This is a genomic window from Streptomyces sp. NPDC001858 (genome assembly GCF_053594615.1).
Map to the genome: position 1 here is coordinate 84,908 of NZ_JBSFEV010000001.1, position 21,936 is coordinate 106,843.

Consider the following 21,936-nt stretch of genomic DNA (forward strand, 5'->3'; position numbering starts at 1 on the left):
CGCGGCTACGGGGTGAAGGTGAGGACTGCGGTGTAGTCGGAACCGGCGTGGAACTCCACCCGCTGGGCACGGGTCGGCGAGCCGATCCTGCTCAGCGGCAGGACCCAGGTGTGCGTGCCGCCGCTGACCGTCCTCGTGGGGCGGGCCGAGGCCTCCGTCCAGCTCCAGTCCGTCGACCTGCTCCGGTAGAGGCCGCCGTTCTCGATCATGTAGTCGGCGCCGAGGGCGGAGGGCGAGGGGTAGGGGAGCTGATAGCCGGTCCCGGTGTTGCCGTCGGTGTCGATGAACACGTGGTAGAAGGGCTTCGCCGCGTGGAAGGTCACCTTGAACGTGACGGTCCCGGCGGACACGCACGCCGAGTAGTCGGTGAGCGGGCCGGAACCCGCGGCCGAGGTGCAGGAGGGGCCGTCGGCCAGTTCTGTGCCCGCGTCGGTGGTCGGCCCGGGCTTCGAGGGCGCTCCGGCGCCTGGCTCCTTCGCGGACCCGGTGGCCGACGCCTTCGGGGACGCGCTCGTGCCGCCGGGCGACGGCGACGCGGACGGTGCGGTCGATGCCGATGCGGACGCCGATGCCGAGCCGGAACCGCTCGGCGCGGTCGCCTTCGGCCCGGTGCGGCGGGCGTTGTCCGGTAGGCCGCCGCCCGGCATCGACGTCGCCGACCGGGAGCCCCCGTCACCACCGTCGTCGGTCACCACGAAGGCCGCGCCGCCGATCAGCGCGGCCGCGAGCACGGCGGCCCCGGAGAGCAGCACCGGGCGCGACAGCCGCCGCTGCCGGTCCGGGGAGGGAGGCGTGGGCGCGCTCTTGGCCTCGGCCGCCCGGGATCGAGGGGTGGCCCGGGGCGTCGCGGTGGCCTCGCCCACGAACGCGGCGGCCGCCTCGGACATCGGGGGCGCGGCCGCCTCGGACTCCGGGGAGGGCGCTGAGTCGTCCTCGGCGCCGGCGCCGGTACGGCCGGGTGGGGCGACGGCAGCCGACGCCGCGGCGATCGCCGACGGTCCCTTCGACCGGCGTGGCAGCGGAGACTGCACTGTTTCGCGTCCTTCCAGCTTCCGGGAGAGGGCTGCCGAACACGTCGGCAGCCCTGAGGCGCCCGATCGTACCGGGGTTCGAATGGGATCCCGAGTCGAACCGCCGCTGCAATGTTGTCGCCAAGTTGCTTTGAGAACGCTGTAGTTGAGGCCCTGCCGCCTCAGGCCGGACGGACCCGCCGGACCCGCCGGACCCGTCAGGCCTTAAGGCTTGTGCAGGATCAGGAAGGCCTGCGGGACCGCCTCGCCGCGGTCGGTGTTCGGCTCCCGTACCGTGCGGGACTGCTCGGCGAAGCCGGCCGCCGTCAGCAGCTCGACCATCCGCTCCGGACGGCGCCGCAGGAAGTCGAGGGCGACCGGGTGGCCCCAGGGGCGGTCGTGGCGGCGGGGCACGTCGCCGACCTGGAAGCCGAGGAGAAGGTGGCCGCCGGGCGCGAGGACCCGGTGGAACTCGGCGAAGAGGGCGGGGAGTTCGTCCACAGGGGTGTGGATGGAGGAGTACCAGCAGACGACGCCGTCGAGGGAGCCGTCCGCATGGCCGTCCAGCTTCAGCATCGAGCCCTGCTCGAACCGGATCCCCGGGTTCTCGCGCCGCGCGATCGCCAGCATCGACTCCGAGAGGTCGAGCCCCGACACGGACAGCCCCAGGGCGGCGAGGAATCCGGTGACCCGGCCGGGCCCGCACCCGAGATCGACCACCCGGCCACCGGCGCCGACGAGTTCGGAGTACGCCCGCATCAGGGCCCGCTCCACCGGCTGCGCCGCGACCTGGTCACGGAACCGGTCGGCGTAGTCGTCGGCGATGGCGTCGTAGAAGGTGCGGGTGGCGCTGAGGAAGTCCGGAGCCGGGGTGGTCCCGGACGAGGACGAGGTGGAGGTGGAGGCAGGGCTTGCGGCTGTGGCGTCGGTGTCCGTCATGGGCGGGGACCCTAGCCGCCCCCACTGACAAACAGGTCCCTTCCAAGCCACGCTGCCAAGCCCGCCCCTCAAGCCGCGCCCATCCAAGCCGCGCCTACCGACAACGCGTCCCTTCTTAAGCCACCCCCAGCGCCCGCAGCCCCCCGGCCGTCGCCGCGGCCGCAAGCACCACCACCGCGAACGGCGCTCGTCGCCACGCCAGGACCCCGGCGACCAGCACCCCGGCCGGACGCGCCCACCCGGCGAAGCCGCCGTCCTCGGTCAGCGCGCCCGTCGCCAGCAGCGCGACCAGCAGGATGACCGCCCCGGCGGAGAGCAACTCCTGAACCCGGGCAGGCAGTTCCAGCCGCCCGTGCAGCGCGGGGCCGACCAGCCGCAGGGCGTACGTCCCGACGGCCAGCATCAGGATCACGGCCACCGTCGCACTCATGCCGAGACCTCCTTGCGGCCGTACCCGTACAGGATCAGGCCGGCCAGCGCGAGCAGGACCGGCGCCCCGGCCGGGACGAAGGGCGTCGCCGCGAGCGCCAGTACCGCGCCGAGGGCCGCCGGACGGCGCAGCCGCGCGTCCTTGCGGAGGGCGGGCAGGACCAGGGCGACGAGGACGGCCGGGAACGCGGCGTCCAGCCCGTAGACGGCCGTGTCCCCGAGGGCGCCGCCCGCGAGGGCCCCGACGAGCACGCCCGTGTTCCAGACGGCGAACAGGCCGAGGCCGGAGATCCAGAACGCGGCGCGGCGGCGGGCGGGGTCCGGCTGGGCGAGGGCGAAGGCGACCGTCTCGTCGGTCACCAGGTGTGCGCCGAGGAGCCGGGTCGCCCGGCCGGGGCCGAGGAGGTCGGCGACCGCGAGGCTGAACGCGGCGTTGCGGGTGTTGAGCAGAAGCCCGGTCGCGGCGGCGGCGAGCGGACCGCCCCCGGCGATCAGGATGCCGACCGCGCTGAACTGGGCAGAGCCCGCGTACACGACCAGGGACATCACGACGGGCGCCCAGACCGGCAGCCCGCCGGCCACGGAGATCGCACCGAAGGACAGCCCGACGACGCCGCTGGCGAGCCAGACGAGGGAGGCGTCCCGGGTCAGCCGGACCAGCCCGGACCGATCCGAGCCGCCCGGCCGATCCGAATCATCTGGCTGGTCCGACCGGTCCGACCGCTTGGGCCGCCGCCACCGGGGTGTTCGTTCTGCCGTACGCATGTTCTCTACAATGGACAGAAGCATCCATGTTCGTCAAGGCGAACGATCGTACCGACGGAGCGAACGACATGCCCGAGGTGGCCGGAAGTCCCCCCAGACTCCCCCTGGACTGGATCGCCGCGTCCCTGCGGCGCGAGCGCACCCGCGCCGGGCTGTCCCTGTCCGAGCTGGCCAAGCGGGCCGGAATCGCCAAGTCCACGCTGTCCCAGCTGGAGGCGGCGAGCGGAAACCCGAGCGTCGAGACGCTGTGGGCGCTGGGCGTGGCGCTCGGCGTGCCCTTCAGCGTGCTCGTCGAGCCGCCGGCGCCGTCCGTGCAGGTGGTCCGGGCGGGCAAGGGGCCGACGGTCGCCTCCGAGAAGGCCGAGTTCGCGGCCACCCTGCTCTCCGCCAGCCCGCCCGGCGCGCGGCGGGACATCTATCACCTGCGGGTCGAGCCCGGGGCCGTCCGGGATTCGGAGCCGCATATTCCGGGCACGGTCGAGCATCTGATCGTGAGCACGGGAAGAGTGAAGGCCGGACCGGCGGGGGAGACGGTGGAGCTCGACCCCGGCGACTACATGACCTACCGCGGGGATGTGCCGCATTCCTACGAGGCGCTCGCGCCGGGCACCACGTTCATCCTCGTCATGCAGCACGTCTGACCGTCGGAAAGGGCGGGGAAAAGGCAGGAGCCCCGTGCCGAAAGGCACAGGGCTCCTTGGGTACTGCTCTCAGACTTGCGATCTCACGGGTGTGAGGGAGGTTCAGACGGGAGTGACATTCTCCGCCTGCGGACCCTTCGGGCCCTGCGTCACGTCGAAGGAGACCTGCTGGTTCTCCTCGAGCGAACGGAAACCCTGCGCGTTGATCGCGGAGTAGTGGACGAAGACGTCGGGGCCGCCGCCTTCCTGGGCGATGAAGCCAAAGCCCTTTTCGGCGTTGAACCACTTCACGGTTCCGGTAGCCATAAGCCCTCCTTGGGCCCAAAGGGTTGCCCTGCTCCAGAACCCTGCAAGCGTGAAAGCAAGTGCCGCACAACTGCATACGTCTGAAAATGACGAGAGCCCGCGGTTACATGCTCCGCAGGCTCTGTACTGCAAGGGAAACCAAACTGCAACTTGCGGCGAGCCTAGCACGCAGGCCGCCGAATGCAATAGAGGTCAAGATCACGTCACCCGGATGTTTGAAGATCCACGAAAGAGGTTGACCCGGAGGCCCTCGGGAACCCCTCGGGGGCCGCCCTCCGGGCCGCCCTCGGGGGTCGGAGTCCGGGTCGCCCTCGGGGGTCGGAGTCCGGCGCGCCCGGGGCGGGGTCTAGCCTCGCGATGTGGACAATTCTCGCACCCGGCCGCGCGTCGGCCACATCCAGTTCCTCAACTGCCTGCCCCTCTACTGGGGGCTCGCGAGAACCGGCACCCTCCTCGACTTCGAGCTCACCAAGGACACCCCCGAGAAGCTGAGCGAACGGCTGGTGCACGGCGACCTCGACGTCGGTCCGATCACCCTCGTCGAGTTCCTCAGGAACGCCGACGACCTGGTCGCCTTCCCCGACATCGCCGTCGGCTGCGACGGCCCGGTGATGTCCTGCGTGATCGTCTCGCAGGTCCCGCTGGAGGAGCTGGACGGCGCACGGGTCGCACTCGGCTCCACCTCCCGCACCTCCGTGCGCCTGGCCCAGCTGCTCCTCGCCGACCGCTTCGGGGTCCGGCCGGACTACTACACCTGCCCGCCCGACCTCAGCCTGATGATGCAGGAGGCCGAGGCCGCCGTCCTCATCGGCGACGCGGCGCTGCGGGCCAACCTGCTGGACGGACCGCGGCTCGGCCTGGAGGTGCACGACCTCGGCACGCTCTGGAAGGAGTGGACCGGCCTGCCCTTCGTCTTCGCGGTGTGGGCGGCCCGGCGCGAGTACCTGGAGCGCGAGCCGGTCATCACCCGTCAGGTCCACCAGGCCTTCCTAGACTCCCGCAACCTCTCCCTGGACGAGGTCGGCAAGGTCGCCGAGCAGGCCGCCCGCTGGGAGGAGTTCGACGAACACGTCCTGGAGCAGTACTTCACCACCCTCGACTTCCGCTTCGGCGAGGCCCAACTGGCGGCCGTGGCCGAGTTCGCCCGCCGCGTCGGCCCGACGACGGGCTTCCCGGCCGACGTGAAGGTGGAACTGCTCCGGCCCCGATCTGCGTAATCTGCTGCACAACGTGCAGTGCGGGGGAGGGTGGACGGCCATGCAGCCGCTCGGCGACGACGAACCCACGACCGTGGGGCCCTACCGGCTGCTCGGCCGACTCGGCTCCGGCGGGATGGGCCGTGTCTTCCTCGGCCGCAGCCCCGGCGGCCGCACGGTCGCCGTCAAGATCGTGCACCCGCACCTCGCGCTCGACGAGGAGTTCCGCGCCCGTTTCCGGCGCGAGGTCGAGGCCGCGAGACGGGTCGGCGGAGCGTGGACCGCGCCGGTCCTGGACGCCGACCCCGACGCCACCGTCCCCTGGGTGGCCACCGGTTACGTGGCGGGCCCGTCCCTGGCCGCGGCGGTCGCCTCCGGCGGCGGGTCGGGCGGCGGGTCGGGCGGCGGGTCCGGGTCTGAGGTTGGGTCCGGGTCTGGGGGTGGGGCCGGGTCTGAGGTTGGGTCCGGGTCTGGGGGTAGGTCCGGAGGCGGGTCCGACGCCGGATCCGGTGGCGGGTCCGGAGGCGGATCCGGTGGTGGGTCCGGTGGTGGGTCCGGAGGCGGATCCGGTGATGGGTCCGGAGGCGGGTCCGACGCCGGATCCGGTCGTGGGTCCGGAGGCGGGTCCCGTGGTGGGCCGCTTCCCGAGCACTCCGTGCGGGTGTTGGGCGCGGGCCTGGCCGAGGCGCTGGCCGCCGTCCACGAACTGGGCCTGGTGCACCGGGACGTGAAGCCGTCCAACGTCCTGCTGACGGTCGACGGGCCGCTGCTCATCGACTTCGGCATCGCCCGCGCCACCGACGGCACCGCCTCGCTCACCTCCACCGGCGTCTCGGTCGGCTCGCCCGGCTACATGGCCCCCGAACAGATCCTCGGCCAGGGCGTGTCCGGCGCGGCCGACGTGTTCTCCCTCGGCGCGGTGCTGGCCTATGCGGCGACCGGGCGGCCCCCGTTCCCCGGGGACTCCTCGGCCGCCCTCCTCTACCGGGTCGTCCACGAACCGCCGGAGCTGGGCGAGCCGCAGGGCGCGCTCCGTGGTGACCTGCGGGCGGCGGTCGAGGCCTGCCTCGCCAAGGACCCGGCCGCCCGGCCGGCCCCCGCCGAACTGGCCCGACGGCTCGCCCCCGAGGGCGCGGCCCGGCTGGTGGCGGACGGGTGGCTGCCGGGCGCGCTGGTGCAGCAGGTGGGGCGCAGCGCCGTCCAACTGCTGAACCTGGAGGCGACGGCGGCGGGTGCGGCGCCCGTGGCGTCCGGGCCGGTGGCGTTCAGCAGCGCGGCGGTGACCTCCGGGGAGTTCGGCCCGCCGCCGGTGATGGACGCACCGGCCTCAGTGCCGGTGCCGGTGCCCGAGCCGCGGGACGCCGAGCCGCCGGCCGCCCCCGGCAAGGTCTCCGTCACCGTGGCCGCCTCCTCGACGGCGGGCGAGGGCGGCCGCGGCCGTCGGCTCAGCTGCACCGTGGCCCTGGCGGTCGCGGGAGCGCTGGCGGCGGTGACGGTCGGCTCGACGTTCCTGTTCGACCTGCTCCCGGGCGACGGCGACCAGGACTCCGCCGCGGGCAGCGACTCCTCCACGGCGGGGCCGTCACAGCCGACGGCCGCCGCGAGCGGCGGTCCCGCCGACGGCGCGTCACCCGCTGCCCTCCCGGCGAACTACGTCGGCACTTGGCAGGGCGAGGGCAACGGCCTCGACGGCGCCCTGCCGATGGGCACCTTCCGAGTGACGGTCCGCCAGGCGGATGTGGGGGAGGAACTGGGCGAGCTGCGGCAGACGGACGTGCTCGGCGGAGTCTGCGTCGACCTGCTGACGCTGAAGCAGGTGACGCGGACGCAGGTCGTCGCCGAGTCGGTGGGGGCGCAGAGCAACCACGGCGGCTGCAATCCGCAGGCCCACACGATCACGCTCACCCCGACCGGCGACGACCTGACGTACGCCTCCGACAGCGCGGCCGAGGGCAACCCGGAGGCGCGGATGTCGAAGGTCGAGTAGCCCACATGGGGGAACAGCTGGAAAGAGTGGAAAGAACAGGGAGAAGCGACGGCGGCGGGAAGCGGTTCCGGGCCCGTGACGGCTGGGGCATCGCCGGAGGCGTTCTCCTCCTGGTGGCCCTCCTCGCCGTCCTCCTCACCGGGATGGGCCTGTGGAAGTGGTTCGTGCGGGCGACCGCGCCGGTGCTGGTGGACGTGCCCGGCGGCGGCTGGACGGTCGGCGCCGGGCTCGGGCTGCTGACGGTGGCCGGCTGGATCGGCGGCGCGTGGTTCTCCGCCCCGGAACGCCACCGGGGCCGCACCCGGCCGGCCCGGATCGGACGTTCGATCGGAGGCGCCGTCTGCTGGACGGCCGCGTTCGGCGCGATGATGTACGTCCTCGGCGCGCTGCCCGGCAGGAACTGCGGTTCGGGCAGCGCGATGTGCGACTACATCCCGGGCACCGGCAGCGCCCTGCTGGCCTACGCGGTCACGGCCGCCGCGCTCGGCTGGCTCTGGTACCGCCGCCGCGGCGCGGTGACGTCGGAGCGGCGCGCGCAGGAGCAGGCCCGGTTGAAGCGGCTCCGCAAGAAGGGCAAGGGGAAGAGCCGGACCGCGCGGGGGAGTCGGTGATCGCTGCGCTGAGCACGCCTCCCAGCGACCTGGCCCTGGCCGCCGTCGCCGCGCTCTGGGGCGCCGCGGCGGGCGCGCTGCTGCCGCGCGCCGCGTACCGCTTCGCCACTCCGTGGGAGGAGCGGGACGGCGACTGGCGGGACAGCTGCCCGGCCGGCCACCCCCTCGGCGGCTGGCTCGGGCGTGCGCACTGCGCGCGGTGCGCCGAGCGGGTGGGGCGGGTGGAGGCGGAGGCGGAGGCGGAGTCCGGGCCGGTCGGGGAGGGCTCGTACGCTTCCGGTGCGCTTCTGCTGCCCGTCCTCACCGCGGTCCTGTGCGCCGCGCTCGCCCTCGCCACCGGTACCCGGCCCGAGCTGGCCGTCTGGCTGCTGCTCGCGCCCGTCGGGGTGCTGCTGGGCGTCGTCGACGTGCGGGTGCGGCGGCTGCCCGATCCGCTCACCCTGCCGCTCGCCGCCGCCGCCCTCGCCCTGCTGGGCGGGGCCGCGCTGCTGCCCGAGCACGCCGGCGACTGGACGACGGCCCTGTTGGGCGCGCTCGCGCTCGGCGGCGCGTATCTCGTGCTGCACCTCGTCAACCCGGCCGGGATGGCCTTCGGCGACGTGAAGCTGGCGCTCGGGACGGGCGCCGTCCTCGGCTGGTACGGCTGGGCGACGGTCATGCTGGGCACGTTCGCCGCGTTCCTGTTCGGCGCGCTGTACGGGGGCGCGCTGGTCGTCGCCGGGCGGGCGGGACGCAAGACGCTGATCGCGTTCGGGCCGTTCATGCTCGCGGGGACCTTCACGGGTCTGCTGATCGGCGCGTACGCGGCCTGAAGTCGGGCTTGTCGGAGCGCTGGCGTAGGCTGGTTCGGTCCGCCCACCACGCTTGATCCACAACCGATCCTCAGCTGATCCTCATCAGATCCTCGACGCTCGACCTTGACGAAAGGGACGCCCCCGGTGACCGAGAAGGCCGACCTTCAGTCCGTGCTCGACCGTGCCGCGGCCGGTGGGCGGATCACGCCGGAAGAGGCCCTCGACCTCTACCGCGACGCCCCGCTGCACGCACTCGGCGCCGCCGCCGACGCCGTACGCCGCCGGATGTACGCCGGCACCGAGCACATCGCGACGTACATCATCGAGCGGAACATCAACTACACGAACGTGTGCGTCACGGCGTGCAAGTTCTGCGCCTTCTACGCGCCGCCGAAGGACACCGCGAAGGGCTGGACGCGCGATCTGGACGACATCCTGCGCCGCTGCGCGGAGACCGTCGAGCTCGGCGGCACCCAGGTCATGTTCCAGGGCGGGCACCACCCGGACTTCGGCGTCGAGTACTACGAGAAGCACTTCGCCGCCATCAAGCAGGCGTACCCGCAGCTGGTGATCCACTCCCTGGGCGCGTCCGAGGTCGAGCACATGGCGCGGATCTCCAAGGTGTCGGTCGAAGAGGCGATCACGCGTATCCACGCGGCCGGTCTCGACTCCTTCGCGGGCGCGGGCGCCGAGCTGCTCCCCGCGCGTCCCCGCAAGGCCATCGCCCCGCTGAAGGAGTCCGGCGAGCGCTGGCTGGAGATCATGGAGACCGCGCACGGGCTGGGCGTCGAGTCGACGTCCACCATGCTGATGGGCACCGGCGAGACCAACGCCGAGCGCATCGAGCACCTGCGGATGATCCGTGACGTACAGGACCGGACGGGCGGCTTCCGCGCCTTCATCCCGTACACCTACCAGCCCGAGAACAACCACCTGAAGGGCCGCACCCAGGCGACGCTCTTCGAGTACCTGCGGATGATCGCGATCGCCCGGCTGTTCATGGACAACATCCGGCACATCCAGGGCTCCTGGCTGACCACGGGCAAGGAGGTCGGCCAACTCTCCCTGCACTACGGCGCGGACGACCTCGGCTCGATCATGCTGGAGGAGAACGTCGTCTCGTCGGCCGGCGCCAAGCACCGCTCCAACCGGCTCGAGATCATCGACCTGATCAGGAAGGCGGGCCGCGTCCCCGCCCAGCGCGCCACGACGTACGAGCACCTCCTGGTCCACGACGACCCGGCGAACGACCCCGTCGACGAGCGCGTCATGTCCCACATCTCGTCCACGGCGATCGCGGGCGGCACGGCCCACCCGGAACTGAAGCTGCTCGCCTCCAATTAGCCTTCGCCTCCCATTGGCTTTCGATGAGTTTCCGACTAGGGCTGCCGTGCTGACGATTCACTCCGACTCCAGGGGCCGGGCGCTCGCCGTCGAAGGCGCCTGGATCGCCGAGGCCGGTCCGTTGGAGCAGCTCGTCGACGCGTTTGCGGGCGCCAGGGTGCGCCGGTGGCCCGGGATCCTGACGCCCGGTCTGATCAATCTGCACGGCACGGAACTGCTGGACGGGGCCTACCACCCCGATCCGCGCGAGGCAGACGAACTGGGCACCGCGCCGCTGACCGGCGACGCGCTCACGGCGCTCGCCCCGGACGACGCGCGCTGGGGCGCGAGCGCCCGGCGCGGGGTGCAGCGCATGCTGGCCCACGGCACGGTCGCGGCGGCCTGCGCGGACGGCGAACCGGGCCGCCGCGCGGTGCGGGACGCCGTCCGCCGGTCCGGGCTGGCGACGATCGGCCGGCTCGGGCAGCCCGGCGGGACGCCCTCGCTGGACCCGTACGCGTGCGGTCTGCCGGTGGAGTTCGCCTCGCCCAGACAGCGCGGCTCCGCCGCCCGGTTCGCCGTCTTCGACGTCCCGGACGAGACGGCCCTCGCGACCGCCGGCGCGAGCGCCTGCGTGGCGACGGTGGTCGAGGGCCGCCTGGTGTACCGACGGCGGTAGCCGATCCGTAGCGGAGTTTTGTAGCGGAGTTTCGGGGGCTTACTCCGAGAAGGCCTCCGCGAAGGCGCCGGCCTCCTGGTCGACGCCGCTGCAGTTGGTCAGCGCGTCGTCCGTGTCGGTGCCCTCCTCACACTGCTGGTCGCGGAACGTCGACCACATGGACACCCACGAGATGCCCTTCTCCTTGGCGAACGTCCGCACCTGCGCCGCGTCCTCGAGCGTGAACGTCTCGTTGTCGACGTCGTTCGTGCCGATCATCGAGGTCAGCGCCATCGCCTTCCACGCGTCGGTGTCCGTCGTGCCGAAGACCTCCTTGAGCTGTGCCTGCGCGGCCGTCGCCGCGGTGATCGCGTACCCGCCCATGTCGCCGGAGTACGACTCGCCGTAGTTCATCGTCATGAGGTTGACGGTGGAGACCTGGACGTCGTACTTGTTCGCGGACGCCAGCAGCGCCAGGCTGTCCGCGTCCAGCCCGGCTGGCATCACCGGGAGCGTGAAGGAGACCTCCAGGTCCGTGCGCTCCTTCTGCAGGGCGGCGATGGCCTCGGAACGCAGGGCGACCGAGGCGGAGTCGGTCAGTTCGTCGCCCTCGATGTCGAAGTCGGCCTGGGTGGAGCCGGCCGCGTCGAGCGCCGCGCCGTACGCCTCGGCGAGTGCGGACGCGCTGTCGCAGGTGGCCGCCAGCTCGTCGCCGGACGCCCCGCCGAAGGAGACGCGCACCGTGGCGCCCGACTCCGTCAGGGCCGCGATCCGCGACGTCACGGTCGTGTCGTCGATGGCCTGTGTGCCGTTCCACTTCGGCGTACAGCCGCTGCCGCTGCCGATGACGAACGCCAGGTTGAACGTCGTCGGCGAACCGGCGGAGTCGTTCTCCGACGCCTCCCCCGCGCTCACGTACGGCGCGTAGGAGGTGCTGGTACTGGATGAGCTCGCGCTCTCCGATGGGGAGGGGCTGCTGCTCGCCCGTTCGGTGGCCGCGGGCGCCGCGTCCGACGTGCTGTCGGAGCCCGCGGAGCATCCCGATACGGCCAGGGCAAACAGGCAGGTGACCCCAGCCGTCGGCATCAGGAAACTCCTCATTGCGTATGCACCCGCTCTCGTGATTTCTGTCTCAGGACGGAAACAAAAGGCGTTTCCGAATTGGAAATGTCTCACATGTGGGTGGATCGCGCGGGAACAGTGGACACACAGACAAGTCATGGACGCAAGCGCGCAAAAGGTGATAACCACCCACTCAAAAGGGACAATCAACCCTCGCATGTGGGGCTGATGTTGCGCAGGGCTTTCAAGGTTCTCTCAGGGAAGAGACAGGTTCACGCGTTTCTCATTGGTCTCTCACAAGTGGTTCAGAGTCGGCGCCACATAAACGCTCTCTAATATCCCGGGATATGCAATCCGAGCCTGCCATCGAAAGCCGTGCCGCCTCTCGCGGCAGCCGTCGCGGCCGCAAACGTGACGTCGCCTCCGCCGAGGGGCCCGTGTTCGTTGACAACTCCGGACGCAGGTCGAAGCTGCTGCGCCGGATCGGTCTTCTCATGGGCGTGGGGTGCCTCGTGTACGCCGTCGTCCTGGGAGCCGCCTTCATGGGCTGGGGCACCTCGCTGACCCCGTCCTCGCTGCTGCCCTTCGGCGGCAGAGGCGGCCCGGGGGGTTCCCAGAACTCCGGCCCCGCCGGCTTCCAGCCGCAGGGCGGCTACGGCAGTCAGCCCTCGAAGCCCACCGGCGCCCCGCCGTCGGGCGTCGCCACCGGCGAGCCGCCGAGCTCCGCCCCGACCGCGACCGCGAGCGCCTCCGCGGCCGCCAACTGACCGGAGCGCAGCCACTGCCATGACGACGACCACTTCCCCCCGCGGCGGCCGCCGCCGTGCCCCGAGCCGCATCGAGCGGGCCGCGGGCAAGGCCGCGGCGCTGCAGAAACCGCGTGTCATCCTCGCCCTGCTGCTTCTGCTCGCGCTGACCATGGTCATGCTCCTCGACGGCTATCTGCGCGCCGAGGTCGGCGGCGACCAGCGCGTGCGCACCGACGCCAGCGCCAGCGAGGTGCCCGAGGACATCCTCGACGGCGGGCCCATCCTGTCCTTCCAGGGCGGCCAGGCCACCACCGTCTCGGTGCCCGACAAGACCATCGCGCTGACCTTCGACGACGGCCCGAACCCGACCTGGACGCCGCAGGTGCTGGAGATCCTCCAGGAGTACGACGTGCCCGCCACGTTCTTCGTGGTCGGCTCGATGGTGTCGCGCTACCCGGGCATCGTGAACGACATGGTCGAGCAGGGCAACGAGGTGGGCATCCACACCTTCACCCACGTCGATCTCTCCTACCAGTCGACCAGCCGCGTCGACCGTGAGATGGAGCAGACCCAGCTCGCCCTCGCCGGCGCGGCCGGCATCACGACGACGCTCTTCCGCGCCCCGTACTCCTCCGAGACGGACGCCATCGACAACTACAGCTGGCCCGTCTACAAGGAGCTCGGCGCCGACGGTTACACCAGCGTCTTCGTCGACACCGACAGCGACGACTGGAAGAAGCCGGGCGTCTCGAAGATCATCGAGGGCGCCACGCCCGAGGACGGCAAGGGCGCGTCGGTCCTCTTCCACGACGCCGGCGGCGAGCGCTCGCAGACGATCAAAGCGCTGCCGACCTACATCAAGAAGATGAAGGCCGAGGGCTACACCTTCACCACCATCAGCGGTGTGATCCAGGAGCAGAACACAGCGGCTCGCGAGGCCTCCGGCACGGGCCAGCAGCAGTCCGCGGGCGCCACCGCGACGCCGTCGGCGGGCGCGACGGCCGCGGCGGACGGCGCGGCAGCCGCGGGCGGGGCGACCGGCGAGCAGCCCGGCAACATACCCGGCGGCAACGGTGCCGGTAACGGCAACGGCGCAGGGAACGGCGCAGGGAACGGCGTCGGGGCCGAGGGCGGAAACGGCGGGGCGGGCGGGAACGGCGGGGCGGGCGGGAACGGCGGGGCGGGCGGGAACATCGACCCCTTGCAGGCCGCGCACCGCGAGGCCACCGGCGTGACCCTCTACGAGGGCAAGGCCCTCATCGCGGCCGTCACCCTCGCCGAGTGGACCGTGCCGACGCTGTCGGTGGGGCTGATGGTCGTCGGCGTGGCCGTCATGGGCCGCTTCGGGATGATGCTGATCCTGGCCCGCCGCCACTACCGGCTGCGCAACAAGCGCCGCTTCAGCTGGGGACCGACCATCACCCGCCCGGTGAGCGTGATCGTCCCGGCGTACAACGAGAAGGAGTGCATCGCCAACACCCTCAAGTCGCTGGCGAAGAGCACCCACCCGATCGAGATCATCGTCGTGGACGACGGCTCGACCGACGGCACGTCCGAGATCTCCCGCGAGGCCGCGAGGTCCCTGGGCATGACCAACGTCCGCGTCATCCGCCAGGAGAACGCGGGCAAGCCGGCCGCCCTCAACAACGGCGTCCGCAACGCCAGTTACGACATCGTCGTGATGATGGACGGCGACACGGTCTTCGAGCCGGAGGCCGTGCACCACCTCGTGCAGCCCTTCGCCGACCCGAAGGTCGGCGCGGTCGCCGGCAACGCCAAGGTCGGCAACCGCAACACGATCATCGGCGCCTGGCAGCACATCGAGTACGTGATGGGCTTCAACCTCGACCGCCGCATGTACGACCTGCTGCGCTGCATGCCGACCATCCCCGGCGCGATCGGCGCGTTCCGCCGCGACGCGGTGCTGGAGGTAGGCGGCATGAGCGAGGACACCCTCGCCGAGGACACCGACATCACCATCGCCATGCACCGCGGCGGCTGGCAGGTCGTCTATCAGGAGCACGCCAAGGCCTGGACGGAGGCGCCGGGCTCCCTGAAGCAGCTGTGGTCCCAGCGCTACCGCTGGTCCTACGGCACCATGCAGGCCCTGTGGAAGCACCGCAAGTCCCTGACGGACAAGGGTCCCTCGGGCCGCTTCGGCCGGGTCGGGATGCCGCTGGTCGTGCTCTTCCAGATCATCACACCGGTCTTCGCCCCGCTCATCGACGTCTTCACCGTCTACTCGATGATCTTCATCGACTTCCAGGCCGCCCTGCTGGCCTGGCTGGCCGTCCTCGGCATCCAGCTGGGCTGCGCGGCCTACGCGTTCCGCCTGGACCGGGAGAAGTACCGGTACCTGCTGATGATGCCGCTCCAGCAGCTGGCCTACCGCCAGATGATGTACCTCGTCCTCATCCACTCCTGCATCACCGCCCTCACCGGCGGCCGCCTGCGCTGGCAGAAGCTGAAGCGCACGGGCGAGGTCGGCACCCCGGCCGGGGTGAGCTGATGAGCTGGGAGCAGCAGGAGCAGCAGCAGGAGCACGGACAGAGACACGGGCAGTACCCGTCCGGGTACGAAGGCTACGAGGGGCACGAGGGCTACGGGGGCTACCGGGGCTACGACGGGAACGGGCAGCCGCAGCAGTACGTGCAGCAGCCGTCTCCCCAGCAGTACCCGCCGGAGTACGGGGGGTACGAGGGGTACGGGGAGTACGGGGAGCATTCGGAGCACTCCCGGTACGCCCAGTACACGCAGTACGCCCAATATGCGCAGAGCACCCAGTATGCGCAGCACTCGGAGTACGGGGGGTACGGGGAGCACGGGGAGTACGTCGAGCACGGGCAGGGCGTCGCCGTCGACGGGACGGCGATCCTGCCCACCGTGGAGCCTCCGCGCGCGGAGCCGGAGCCGATGCCGGTGGCGGTGCCGGAGCCGGAGTCGGCGCCCGCTCCGCAGTCGGAGGCTGCCGCCGCCGAGGATGTGCCGGAGGCGTCCCCGCCCAAGCCCGCCGCTCCCCAGCGGGACCGCTACTTCGACACGCTCCGCGCCCTCGCCCTGATAAGAGTCGTGGCGTATCACACGTTCGGCTGGGCCTGGGCCGGCATGGTCTTCCCGTCCATGGGGGTCATGTTCGGACTGGCCGGCACCCTGATGGCGAAGTCCCTGGAGCGTCCGGCGGCGAAGGTGGTGAAGAGCCGCCTGCGCCGGCTCCTGCCGCCGTTCTGGTTCTGGGGCGTCTTCGTCGTCCTGGCGATGCTGATCCACGACTGGATGCCGAACTGGGAGATCGTCTACTGGATCGTGCCGCTGGGCGACCCGCCCGGCAACGCCTGGGGCGAGCAGGCCTGGGAGATCCTCTGGTACCTGCGGACCTACCTCTGGTTCGTGCTGCTCTCGCCGCTCCTGCTGCGACTGTTCCGGCTCGCCCCGATCCCCGTGCTGGCGCTGTCCCTCGCGCCGATCCTGGTCCTGACCTTCGTCTGGGCCGGCCCGGACAACCGCGTCGGCACCGCGATGTGGGACCTCTCGACGTACCTCTTCTGCTGGATGCTCGGCTTCGCCCACCGCGACGGCGTCCTGCAGCGGATGAAGCCCGCCCTGGTGGTCGTGGTGTCGCTGGCGGCGATCGCCTTCGGCGGCTGGTACGCCGTCACGCACCAGGCCGAGTTCGGCACCTACGACCTGGACGAGAACCCCCTCGCGCAGGCCTTCTGGTCGGCCGGCTTCGTCATGCTGCTGATGTGGGCGAAGGCGTACTTCGGGATCGACTTCGCCTGGCTCACCCGCTTCCGGCGCACGAACCGGATCGTCACCGTCTTCAACGCGCGCGCGGTGACGATCTACCTCTGGCACGAGATCGCCCTGATCCTGGCCGTGCCGCTGGTCGACCAGTTCTGGAACGTCCCCGCGTTCGAGAAGTACCTGCCGCTCGACAGCCAGTGGTTCATGTTCGGCATCGGCTGGCTGCTGATCGGCGTCTTCGTGCTGCTGTGCGGGTGGGTCGAGGACGTGGCGGCGCGGAAGAAGCCGAGGCTCCTGCCGTGAACCGGTGAGGGCGGGGCTGCCACAATGGGCGGGTGACTCGCGCTTCCCTGAACAAGCAGCCCAATGAAGTCGCCTCGATGTTCGACCGCGTGGCGGAACGGTACGACGTGACCAACGACGTCCTGTCGCTCGGCCAGGACCGCAGGTGGCGCAAGGAGGTCGCGAAGGCGGTCGACGCGCGCCCCGCCCAGAAGGTCCTGGACCTCGCCGCGGGCACCGCCACCTCCTCCCTCCCCTTCGCGCAGACCGGCGCCTACGTCGTCCCCTGCGACTTCTCCCTCGGCATGCTCCAGGTCGGCAAGCGGAAGCACACCTGGCTGCCGTTCACGGCCGGGGACGCGACACGGCTGCCCTTCAAGGACGACACCTTCGACGCCGTCACCATCTCCTTCGGCCTGCGCAACGTGCAGGACTTCGACACCGCCCTGCGGGAGATGCACCGGGTGACCCGGCCGGGCGGACGCGTCGTGATCTGCGAGTTCTCGCACCCGACCTGGGCGCCCTTCCGGACCGTCTACACCGAGTACCTGATGCGCGCCCTGCCCCCGGTGGCCCGCGCGGTCTCCTCCAACCCGGACGCCTACGTCTACCTCGCCGAGTCCATCCGCGCCTGGCCCGACCAGCCCGCCCTCGCCGAGCACCTGCGCAAGGCCGGCTGGTCGAAGGTCGCCTGGCGCAACCTGACGGGCGGCGTGGTGACCCTCCACCGAGGCTTCAAGGAGGCCTGAGAGAGACCCCCGGGGCGGGCGGGCTCGGTGCCCGGCCGTCAACCGGTGATCGCCTCGAAGGGGCGATCCCGATCCCCGGACCGGTCCAGCTCGCGCTGCATTCCGCCGCCGCCCGGTCTCGGCACGCGCGGCTCCCGCACGCCCGCGCCTCCGCCGCCCTCTCCCTCGGAGAAGTCGAACCACACGCTGACGACCGAGCCGCGCGGCACCTCCACACCCGGCGGCGGGTACTGCCGTACGACGTAGTCGACGACCGCGCGGTGGAAATCGGGCCGGTCCGGTGCGGCCAGCAGCACGCCTTGCGCCGCGGCCGCCTCGCGCGCGTCCATGGCCATCAGGCCGATGAACCTGGGCACGCGCACTTCGGGTGTTTTGGGTGGTATGAGCACAGATGTCACCCCCAGCGGTACTGGAAGCGTAACCGCCCGGGGGTGGCGTCCGGAAGCGCCAGGTGTCTTTCTGTAGCCGACGACTACATAGAGTGACTTTTGTGGATCACCAACTCAGCCGGTAGCAGCGCCCCTCGCGCTGCGACTCGGGAGTCGTGAACACCTCCGCGAGCTGCATGCCCAGCCGCTGCGTGACGGCGACGGACCGCGCGTTGCGCGCGTCGACCATCGCCACCACCCCCGGCACCCCGGCCGCCCGCACCCGCTCCAGCGTCATCTGCGCGGCCGCCGTCACATACCCCTGGCCCCAGTGCTCCCGCCCGAGCCGCCAGCCGATCTCGATCTCCCCCTTGGGCCCCCACTCGCCGGGCCACGGCTGGGCGCCGGTGAACCCGATGACCCGGTCGTCGTGGTCCAGCATCGTCCACAGACAGAAGCCGCGCTCGGCGTCGTGCCGACGCTGGCGGGCGGTGAGCTCCTCGTAGACCGACAGCTCCGCGGATCTGCCGCCGTGGAACTCCATGACGTCAGGGTCGTCGAAGACCCGGTGCCACGTGACCGCGTCCTCGTCCGTGGGAACACGCAGCCGTACTACGGGGAGAGTTCGGTTCACGGGGCAGCCCTTCAGCCGGGTGATCAATACTGCTGAATAGACTGCCCATGTCCAGTGCCGGTCGGCACGTAGATTCCGAACTTGGGGAGATCCCGCCGTGACCGCCGTGAACGAGCCCCACGCCGAGCCCTTCTCCGAGCACAGCGCCGACGTGATCGTCGTCGGCGCGGGGCCGGCCGGCTCCACGACCGCCTACTACCTCGCCAAGGCCGGCCTCGACGTACTTCTCCTGGAGAAGACCGAGTTCCCGCGCGAGAAGGTGTGCGGCGACGGCCTCACCCCGCGCGCCACCAAGCAGCTGGTGGCCATGGGCATCGACATCTCCGAGGAGGCCGGCTGGCTGCGCAACAAGGGCCTGCGCATCATCGGCGGCGGTGTCCGCCTCCAGCTGGACTGGCCGGATCTCGCCTCCTACCCGGACTACGGGCTCGTCCGCAAGCGCGACGACTTCGACGAGCAGCTCGCCCGCCAGGCCCAGAAGGCCGGCGCCCGCCTCTACGAGCGCTGCAACGTCGGCGCCCCGATCATCGACGACCGCACCGGCCGCATCACCGGCGTGCACGCCAAGCTGGGCGAGGAGAAACGCGAAGTCACCTTCCGCGCCCCGCTCGTGGTCGCCGCCGACGGCAACTCCACCCGCCTGTCGCTGGCGATGGGCCTGCACCGCCGCGAGGACCGCCCGATGGGCGTCGCCGTCCGCACCTACTTCACCTCCCCGCGCCACGAGGACGACTACCTGGAGTCCTGGCTGGAGCTGTGGGACCGCCGCGGCCCGGGCGAGGACCGGCTGCTCCCCGGCTACGGCTGGATCTTCGGCATGGGCGACGGCACGAGCAATGTCGGCCTCGGGGTCCTCAACACCTCCGACTCCTTCAAGGAACTCGACTGGCGCGAGGTCCTCAAGGCCTGGTGCGCCTCCATGCCTCAGGACTGGGGCTACACCCCCGAGAACATGACCGGCCCGATCCGCGGCGCCGCCCTCCCCATGGCCTTCAACCGCAAGCCCCACTACACCAAGGGGCTGCTCCTGGTCGGCGACGCCGGCGGCCTGGTGAACCCCTTCAACGGCGAGGGCATCGCCTACGCCATGGAGTCCGGCCAGATCGCCGCCGACGTCATCGTCCAGGCCCACGCCCGCGCCACCCCCGGCCAGCGCGAACTCGCCCTGCAGCGCTACCCGCAGATCCTCGCGGACACCTACGGCGGGTACTACACGCTCGGCCGCGCCTTCGTGAAGCTCATCGGCAACCCGAAGGTCATGAAGATCGCGGCCCAGCGCGGACTGACCCACCCGCTGCTGATGAAGTTCACCCTGAAGATGCTCGCCAACCTGACGGACCCCACGGGCGGCGACGCGATGGACCGCATCATCAACGGCCTGAGCAAGGTGGCCCCGAAGGCCTGACGGACCTGCCTGAGGCTCGAACGGGCCGGTACGGGGCCCAGCGAGGACAGGTCCCACCTGGTCGGGTCCTGGCTGGGTCGGGTCCGGGCCGGGTCCTGGTTCCTGTTGAGGGCCTCGGCTTCGGCGGGCCCGGCGCGCGAAGACCTCTTCCCGCCGGTCCGCCACCCGCCGGGTCCGCCACCCGCCGCAGGGGCTCCCTACGGCCCTTTCTGGAGGCGCTGGGGGCAGCCCGCAGGGCCGGGGGTGGCAGGGGAGCTCCGGCGGGGTCGGGCGTGGCAGGAGAGAGCCCGAAGGGCCGCTGCCCCCGAGCGGCTGCGGCCCTTGCGTGCGTGAGGCGCCTTCAGGGACGCCTGGGGGGTGTCAGAGCACCCGCACCGCTCCGGTCGGCGGGTCGTACGACAGCGGCTTCTCGGCCACGCCGGTGGACGGGTTCTGCGCGCCGACGAACATGCCGTCGCCGACGTACACGGCAACGTGGTACGCGCTGCCCGCGCTGCCCCAGTAGAGGATGTCGCCCGGCTGCAGGTTGTCCAGGGACACCTGGGTGCCGAAGGTCGACTGGTCCTGCGAGACGCGCGGCAGGTCGACGCCGACCTGCTTGAAGGCCGTCTGCATGAGCCCGGAGCAGTCCCACGAGTTCGGGCCGGTGCCGCCGGAGACGTAGGCGTCCCCGATCTGCGCCTTCACGAAGGCGATGACGGCCGCGGCCGAACCCGTCGCGTTGGACGTGCTCGTGCTGCTGGAACTGCTGCTGTTGTCGCTCGCCGACGTGGAGAGCACGGTCCGCTCGGCGGCGCGCGTGGCGCGCTCGGCGGCGGCCTTACGGGCGGCCTCGGCCTTCTTCTTCGCCTCGGCCTTGGCGTCGGCGAGGTCCTTCTTGGCCTCCTTGGCTGCTGCTGTGGCGGCCGCGTCGCGCTCGGCCTGCAACTGGTAGTTCGCCGCGGCCTGCTGCGTGGCCTGAGCGGACTGCGCGACCTGAGCGGCCAGGTCGCCTGTGAGCACAGGCAGTTCGAGCGTCTGCGTCACCGGCTCGGCGGCGTTGGCCGAACCGGCCGCCGTGGCGACGGCCAGCGTACCGAGGACACCACTGGCGACTCCGGCCCGCATCGCGATCGTCGACGCGCTGCGGCGGGGTTTCCGGTGGCTGCGTATGTGAGCGGTGTGGGACATGAGTCCAACCGGTATCAGGGGCTCCTCCATACCTACAAGAAACGTGTGCTGCGCCACAGTTGTTCAACGGGTGTCCCAAATTCCCTGCCCCGAGTTCTTTATTGACGCCGTAACGGACATTGCGGACTCAAGTGATCAAGCCTGTGATCATGGGCTTTCGTCGTTACGCCCGGATTGCCCGCCGCCTACCACCGGTTGAGACCGTTGGCCAAGCCCCCTTCTTATGGGCCTCTCATGAATGTGGCGGAGGTCACGGAACGGTTACCGGGGCGGCCGTGTCTCGCGCGTGCGGTGCGGTTGATTCCGCTCGTGAACGCGTGCACGCGTCCACACCTCGCGCACGGCTCCCTCTCATGTGTGAATGCGCCCCACTATCAGGACACCGAGTCCATCTCCAATTTGCATGCAAGGGAAGCTTCTTGATATTGAGACTCCCCCTGTGGCCTGCGGCGACGAGTGCAAATGTCACTTCTTGTGATCACTCTGACGCTTCGCGTACGAAGATCACTGCTGATATGACTTCATGATCCTTCGTCAGGTGGTGGAGATCACAAAGCTTGTGTAATACCCCGTGTCGCAGATCACAGAGCGGCGGGCATAAGATGCGAGGCAGTTGGGCTTGTGACCTGCTTCACATGTTCGCGATCTTCGTCGAGAAGGGCGGGGTTCGTGGGGCCGGTGGGGCTGATGTGAGTCCGACGCCATCGCCAGCAGTCAGTGCCGACTGAGAGGAGCGAGGAGCGGTGAACGCATATGCGCCCATCCTCGTACTGGGAGCCCTCGGGGCAGGCTTTGCGATCTTCTCCGTGGTCATGGCCACGCTGATCGGTCCGAAGCGGTACAACCGGGCCAAGCTCGACGCCTACGAGTGCGGGATCGAGCCGACCCCCACGCCGGCGGGCGGCGGGCGCTTCCCCATCAAGTACTACCTGACGGCGATGCTCTTCATCGTCTTCGACATCGAGATCGTCTTCCTCTACCCCTGGGCCGTCACCTTCGACGCCCTGGGTGTTTTCGGGCTCGTGGAGATGCTGCTCTTCGTGCTCACCGTCTTCGTCGCGTACGCGTACGTATGGCGGCGCGGCGGCCTGGAATGGGACTGAGGGGCCTTTAG

The 21,936-nt window shown here is 71.0% G+C and carries 22 protein-coding genes; 13 read left to right on the plus strand and 9 right to left on the minus strand.

Annotated elements, in window-relative coordinates; genetic code table 11:
- Nucleotides 1–5: 5 nt before the first annotated feature.
- The 4 genes from ACWCPF_RS00455 to ACWCPF_RS00470 form a co-directional block, all read right to left on the minus strand.
- Nucleotides 6–1,031: a hypothetical protein gene (locus ACWCPF_RS00455; protein WP_451042752.1), complete on the minus strand. Its 1,026-nt coding sequence runs from the start codon at nt 1,029–1,031 to the stop codon at nt 6–8.
- A 204-nt stretch (nt 1,032–1,235) separates the two neighbouring features.
- The gene (locus ACWCPF_RS00460; protein ID WP_451042753.1) at nt 1,236–1,949 is read right to left on the minus strand and encodes a class I SAM-dependent DNA methyltransferase; all 714 of its coding nucleotides are present in this window, start codon (nt 1,947–1,949) and stop codon (nt 1,236–1,238) included.
- Between the two features lie 115 nt (nt 1,950–2,064).
- Nucleotides 2,065–2,379, minus strand: coding sequence for an AzlD domain-containing protein (locus ACWCPF_RS00465; protein ID WP_451042754.1), 315 nt, complete (start codon nt 2,377–2,379; stop codon nt 2,065–2,067).
- Entirely contained in the window at nt 2,376–3,143 is a 768-nt protein-coding gene (locus tag ACWCPF_RS00470) for an AzlC family ABC transporter permease (RefSeq protein WP_451042755.1), read from the minus strand. Before ACWCPF_RS00470 ends, ACWCPF_RS00465 begins: the two co-directional genes overlap by 4 nt.
- 68 nt (nt 3,144–3,211) lie before the next feature.
- Between ACWCPF_RS00470 and ACWCPF_RS00475 the strand changes: the two genes are divergently transcribed.
- Complete coding sequence (locus ACWCPF_RS00475; protein WP_451043103.1) at nt 3,212–3,784, plus strand: helix-turn-helix domain-containing protein; 573 nt, start codon at nt 3,212–3,214, stop codon at nt 3,782–3,784.
- Nucleotides 3,785–3,886: 102 nt separating this feature from the next.
- On the opposite strand, the gene ACWCPF_RS00480 is transcribed toward ACWCPF_RS00475, so the two are convergent.
- Entirely contained in the window at nt 3,887–4,090 is a 204-nt protein-coding gene (locus tag ACWCPF_RS00480; RefSeq protein ID WP_003974443.1) for a cold-shock protein, read from the minus strand.
- Nucleotides 4,091–4,449: 359 nt separating this feature from the next.
- On the opposite strand from ACWCPF_RS00480, the gene ACWCPF_RS00485 reads away from it, so the two are divergent.
- The 6 genes from ACWCPF_RS00485 to ACWCPF_RS00510 all read left to right on the plus strand — a co-directional run bounded on the left by ACWCPF_RS00485 (nt 4,450) and on the right by ACWCPF_RS00510 (nt 10,680).
- Nucleotides 4,450–5,307, plus strand: coding sequence for a menaquinone biosynthetic enzyme MqnA/MqnD family protein (locus ACWCPF_RS00485; RefSeq protein WP_451042756.1), 858 nt, complete (start codon nt 4,450–4,452; stop codon nt 5,305–5,307).
- Between the two features lie 40 nt (nt 5,308–5,347).
- A complete protein-coding gene (locus ACWCPF_RS00490; protein ID WP_451042757.1) occupies nt 5,348–7,273 on the plus strand; it encodes a protein kinase domain-containing protein in 1,926 nt (641 codons plus the stop codon).
- A 5-nt stretch (nt 7,274–7,278) separates the two neighbouring features.
- The gene (locus tag ACWCPF_RS00495) at nt 7,279–7,884 is read left to right on the plus strand and encodes a hypothetical protein (protein WP_451042758.1); all 606 of its coding nucleotides are present in this window, start codon (nt 7,279–7,281) and stop codon (nt 7,882–7,884) included.
- A complete protein-coding gene (locus ACWCPF_RS00500) occupies nt 7,881–8,696 on the plus strand; it encodes a prepilin peptidase (RefSeq protein ID WP_451042759.1) in 816 nt (271 codons plus the stop codon). Before ACWCPF_RS00495 ends, ACWCPF_RS00500 begins: the two co-directional genes overlap by 4 nt.
- Before the next feature lie 126 nt (nt 8,697–8,822).
- Nucleotides 8,823–10,022 carry a cyclic dehypoxanthinyl futalosine synthase gene (gene mqnC / locus ACWCPF_RS00505; RefSeq protein WP_451042760.1) on the plus strand — a complete coding sequence of 400 codons (1,200 nt, stop codon included), beginning with the start codon at nt 8,823–8,825 and terminating at the stop codon, nt 10,020–10,022.
- 46 nt (nt 10,023–10,068) lie between these two features.
- Nucleotides 10,069–10,680, plus strand: coding sequence for a hypothetical protein (locus ACWCPF_RS00510; protein WP_451042761.1), 612 nt, complete (start codon nt 10,069–10,071; stop codon nt 10,678–10,680).
- A gap of 39 nt (nt 10,681–10,719) precedes the next feature.
- Here ACWCPF_RS00510 and ACWCPF_RS00515 read toward each other — a convergent pair whose 3' ends face one another.
- A complete protein-coding gene (locus tag ACWCPF_RS00515; protein ID WP_451042762.1) occupies nt 10,720–11,760 on the minus strand; it encodes a chitinase in 1,041 nt (346 codons plus the stop codon).
- Nucleotides 11,761–12,158: 398 nt separating this feature from the next.
- On the opposite strand from ACWCPF_RS00515, the gene ACWCPF_RS00520 reads away from it, so the two are divergent.
- From ACWCPF_RS00520 to ACWCPF_RS00535, 4 genes are read left to right on the plus strand one after another with little or no spacing between them, the layout of a single operon-like run.
- Entirely contained in the window at nt 12,159–12,488 is a 330-nt protein-coding gene (locus tag ACWCPF_RS00520; RefSeq protein ID WP_451042763.1) for a hypothetical protein, read from the plus strand.
- 19 nt (nt 12,489–12,507) lie between these two features.
- Nucleotides 12,508–14,979 carry a bifunctional polysaccharide deacetylase/glycosyltransferase family 2 protein gene (locus ACWCPF_RS00525; RefSeq protein WP_451042764.1) on the plus strand — a complete coding sequence of 824 codons (2,472 nt, stop codon included), beginning with the start codon at nt 12,508–12,510 and terminating at the stop codon, nt 14,977–14,979.
- Nucleotides 14,979–16,517: an acyltransferase family protein gene (locus ACWCPF_RS00530; RefSeq protein WP_451042765.1), complete on the plus strand. Its 1,539-nt coding sequence runs from the start codon at nt 14,979–14,981 to the stop codon at nt 16,515–16,517. Before ACWCPF_RS00525 ends, ACWCPF_RS00530 begins: the two co-directional genes overlap by 1 nt.
- Nucleotides 16,518–16,549: 32 nt before the next feature.
- Nucleotides 16,550–17,245, plus strand: coding sequence for a demethylmenaquinone methyltransferase (locus ACWCPF_RS00535; protein WP_451042766.1), 696 nt, complete (start codon nt 16,550–16,552; stop codon nt 17,243–17,245).
- 38 nt (nt 17,246–17,283) lie between these two features.
- Here ACWCPF_RS00535 and ACWCPF_RS00540 read toward each other — a convergent pair whose 3' ends face one another.
- Both ACWCPF_RS00540 and ACWCPF_RS00545 read right to left on the minus strand, forming a co-directional pair.
- Nucleotides 17,284–17,607: a PASTA domain-containing protein gene (locus tag ACWCPF_RS00540; RefSeq protein WP_451042767.1), complete on the minus strand. Its 324-nt coding sequence runs from the start codon at nt 17,605–17,607 to the stop codon at nt 17,284–17,286.
- A gap of 133 nt (nt 17,608–17,740) precedes the next feature.
- Nucleotides 17,741–18,247, minus strand: a complete 507-nt coding sequence (locus tag ACWCPF_RS00545; protein WP_451042768.1) for a GNAT family N-acetyltransferase — start codon at nt 18,245–18,247, stop codon at nt 17,741–17,743.
- A 97-nt stretch (nt 18,248–18,344) separates the two neighbouring features.
- Between ACWCPF_RS00545 and ACWCPF_RS00550 the strand changes: the two genes are divergently transcribed.
- A complete protein-coding gene (locus ACWCPF_RS00550) occupies nt 18,345–19,652 on the plus strand; it encodes a geranylgeranyl reductase family protein (protein ID WP_451042769.1) in 1,308 nt (435 codons plus the stop codon).
- Between the two features lie 360 nt (nt 19,653–20,012).
- On the opposite strand, the gene ACWCPF_RS00555 is transcribed toward ACWCPF_RS00550, so the two are convergent.
- Nucleotides 20,013–20,822 (minus strand): C40 family peptidase, encoded by an 810-nt coding sequence (locus ACWCPF_RS00555; RefSeq protein ID WP_451042770.1) that lies wholly within the window; start codon nt 20,820–20,822, stop codon nt 20,013–20,015.
- 743 nt (nt 20,823–21,565) lie between these two features.
- Here ACWCPF_RS00555 and ACWCPF_RS00560 point away from each other — a divergent pair.
- A complete protein-coding gene (locus ACWCPF_RS00560) occupies nt 21,566–21,925 on the plus strand; it encodes an NADH-quinone oxidoreductase subunit A (protein WP_129307483.1) in 360 nt (119 codons plus the stop codon).
- Nucleotides 21,926–21,936 lie beyond the last annotated feature (11 nt).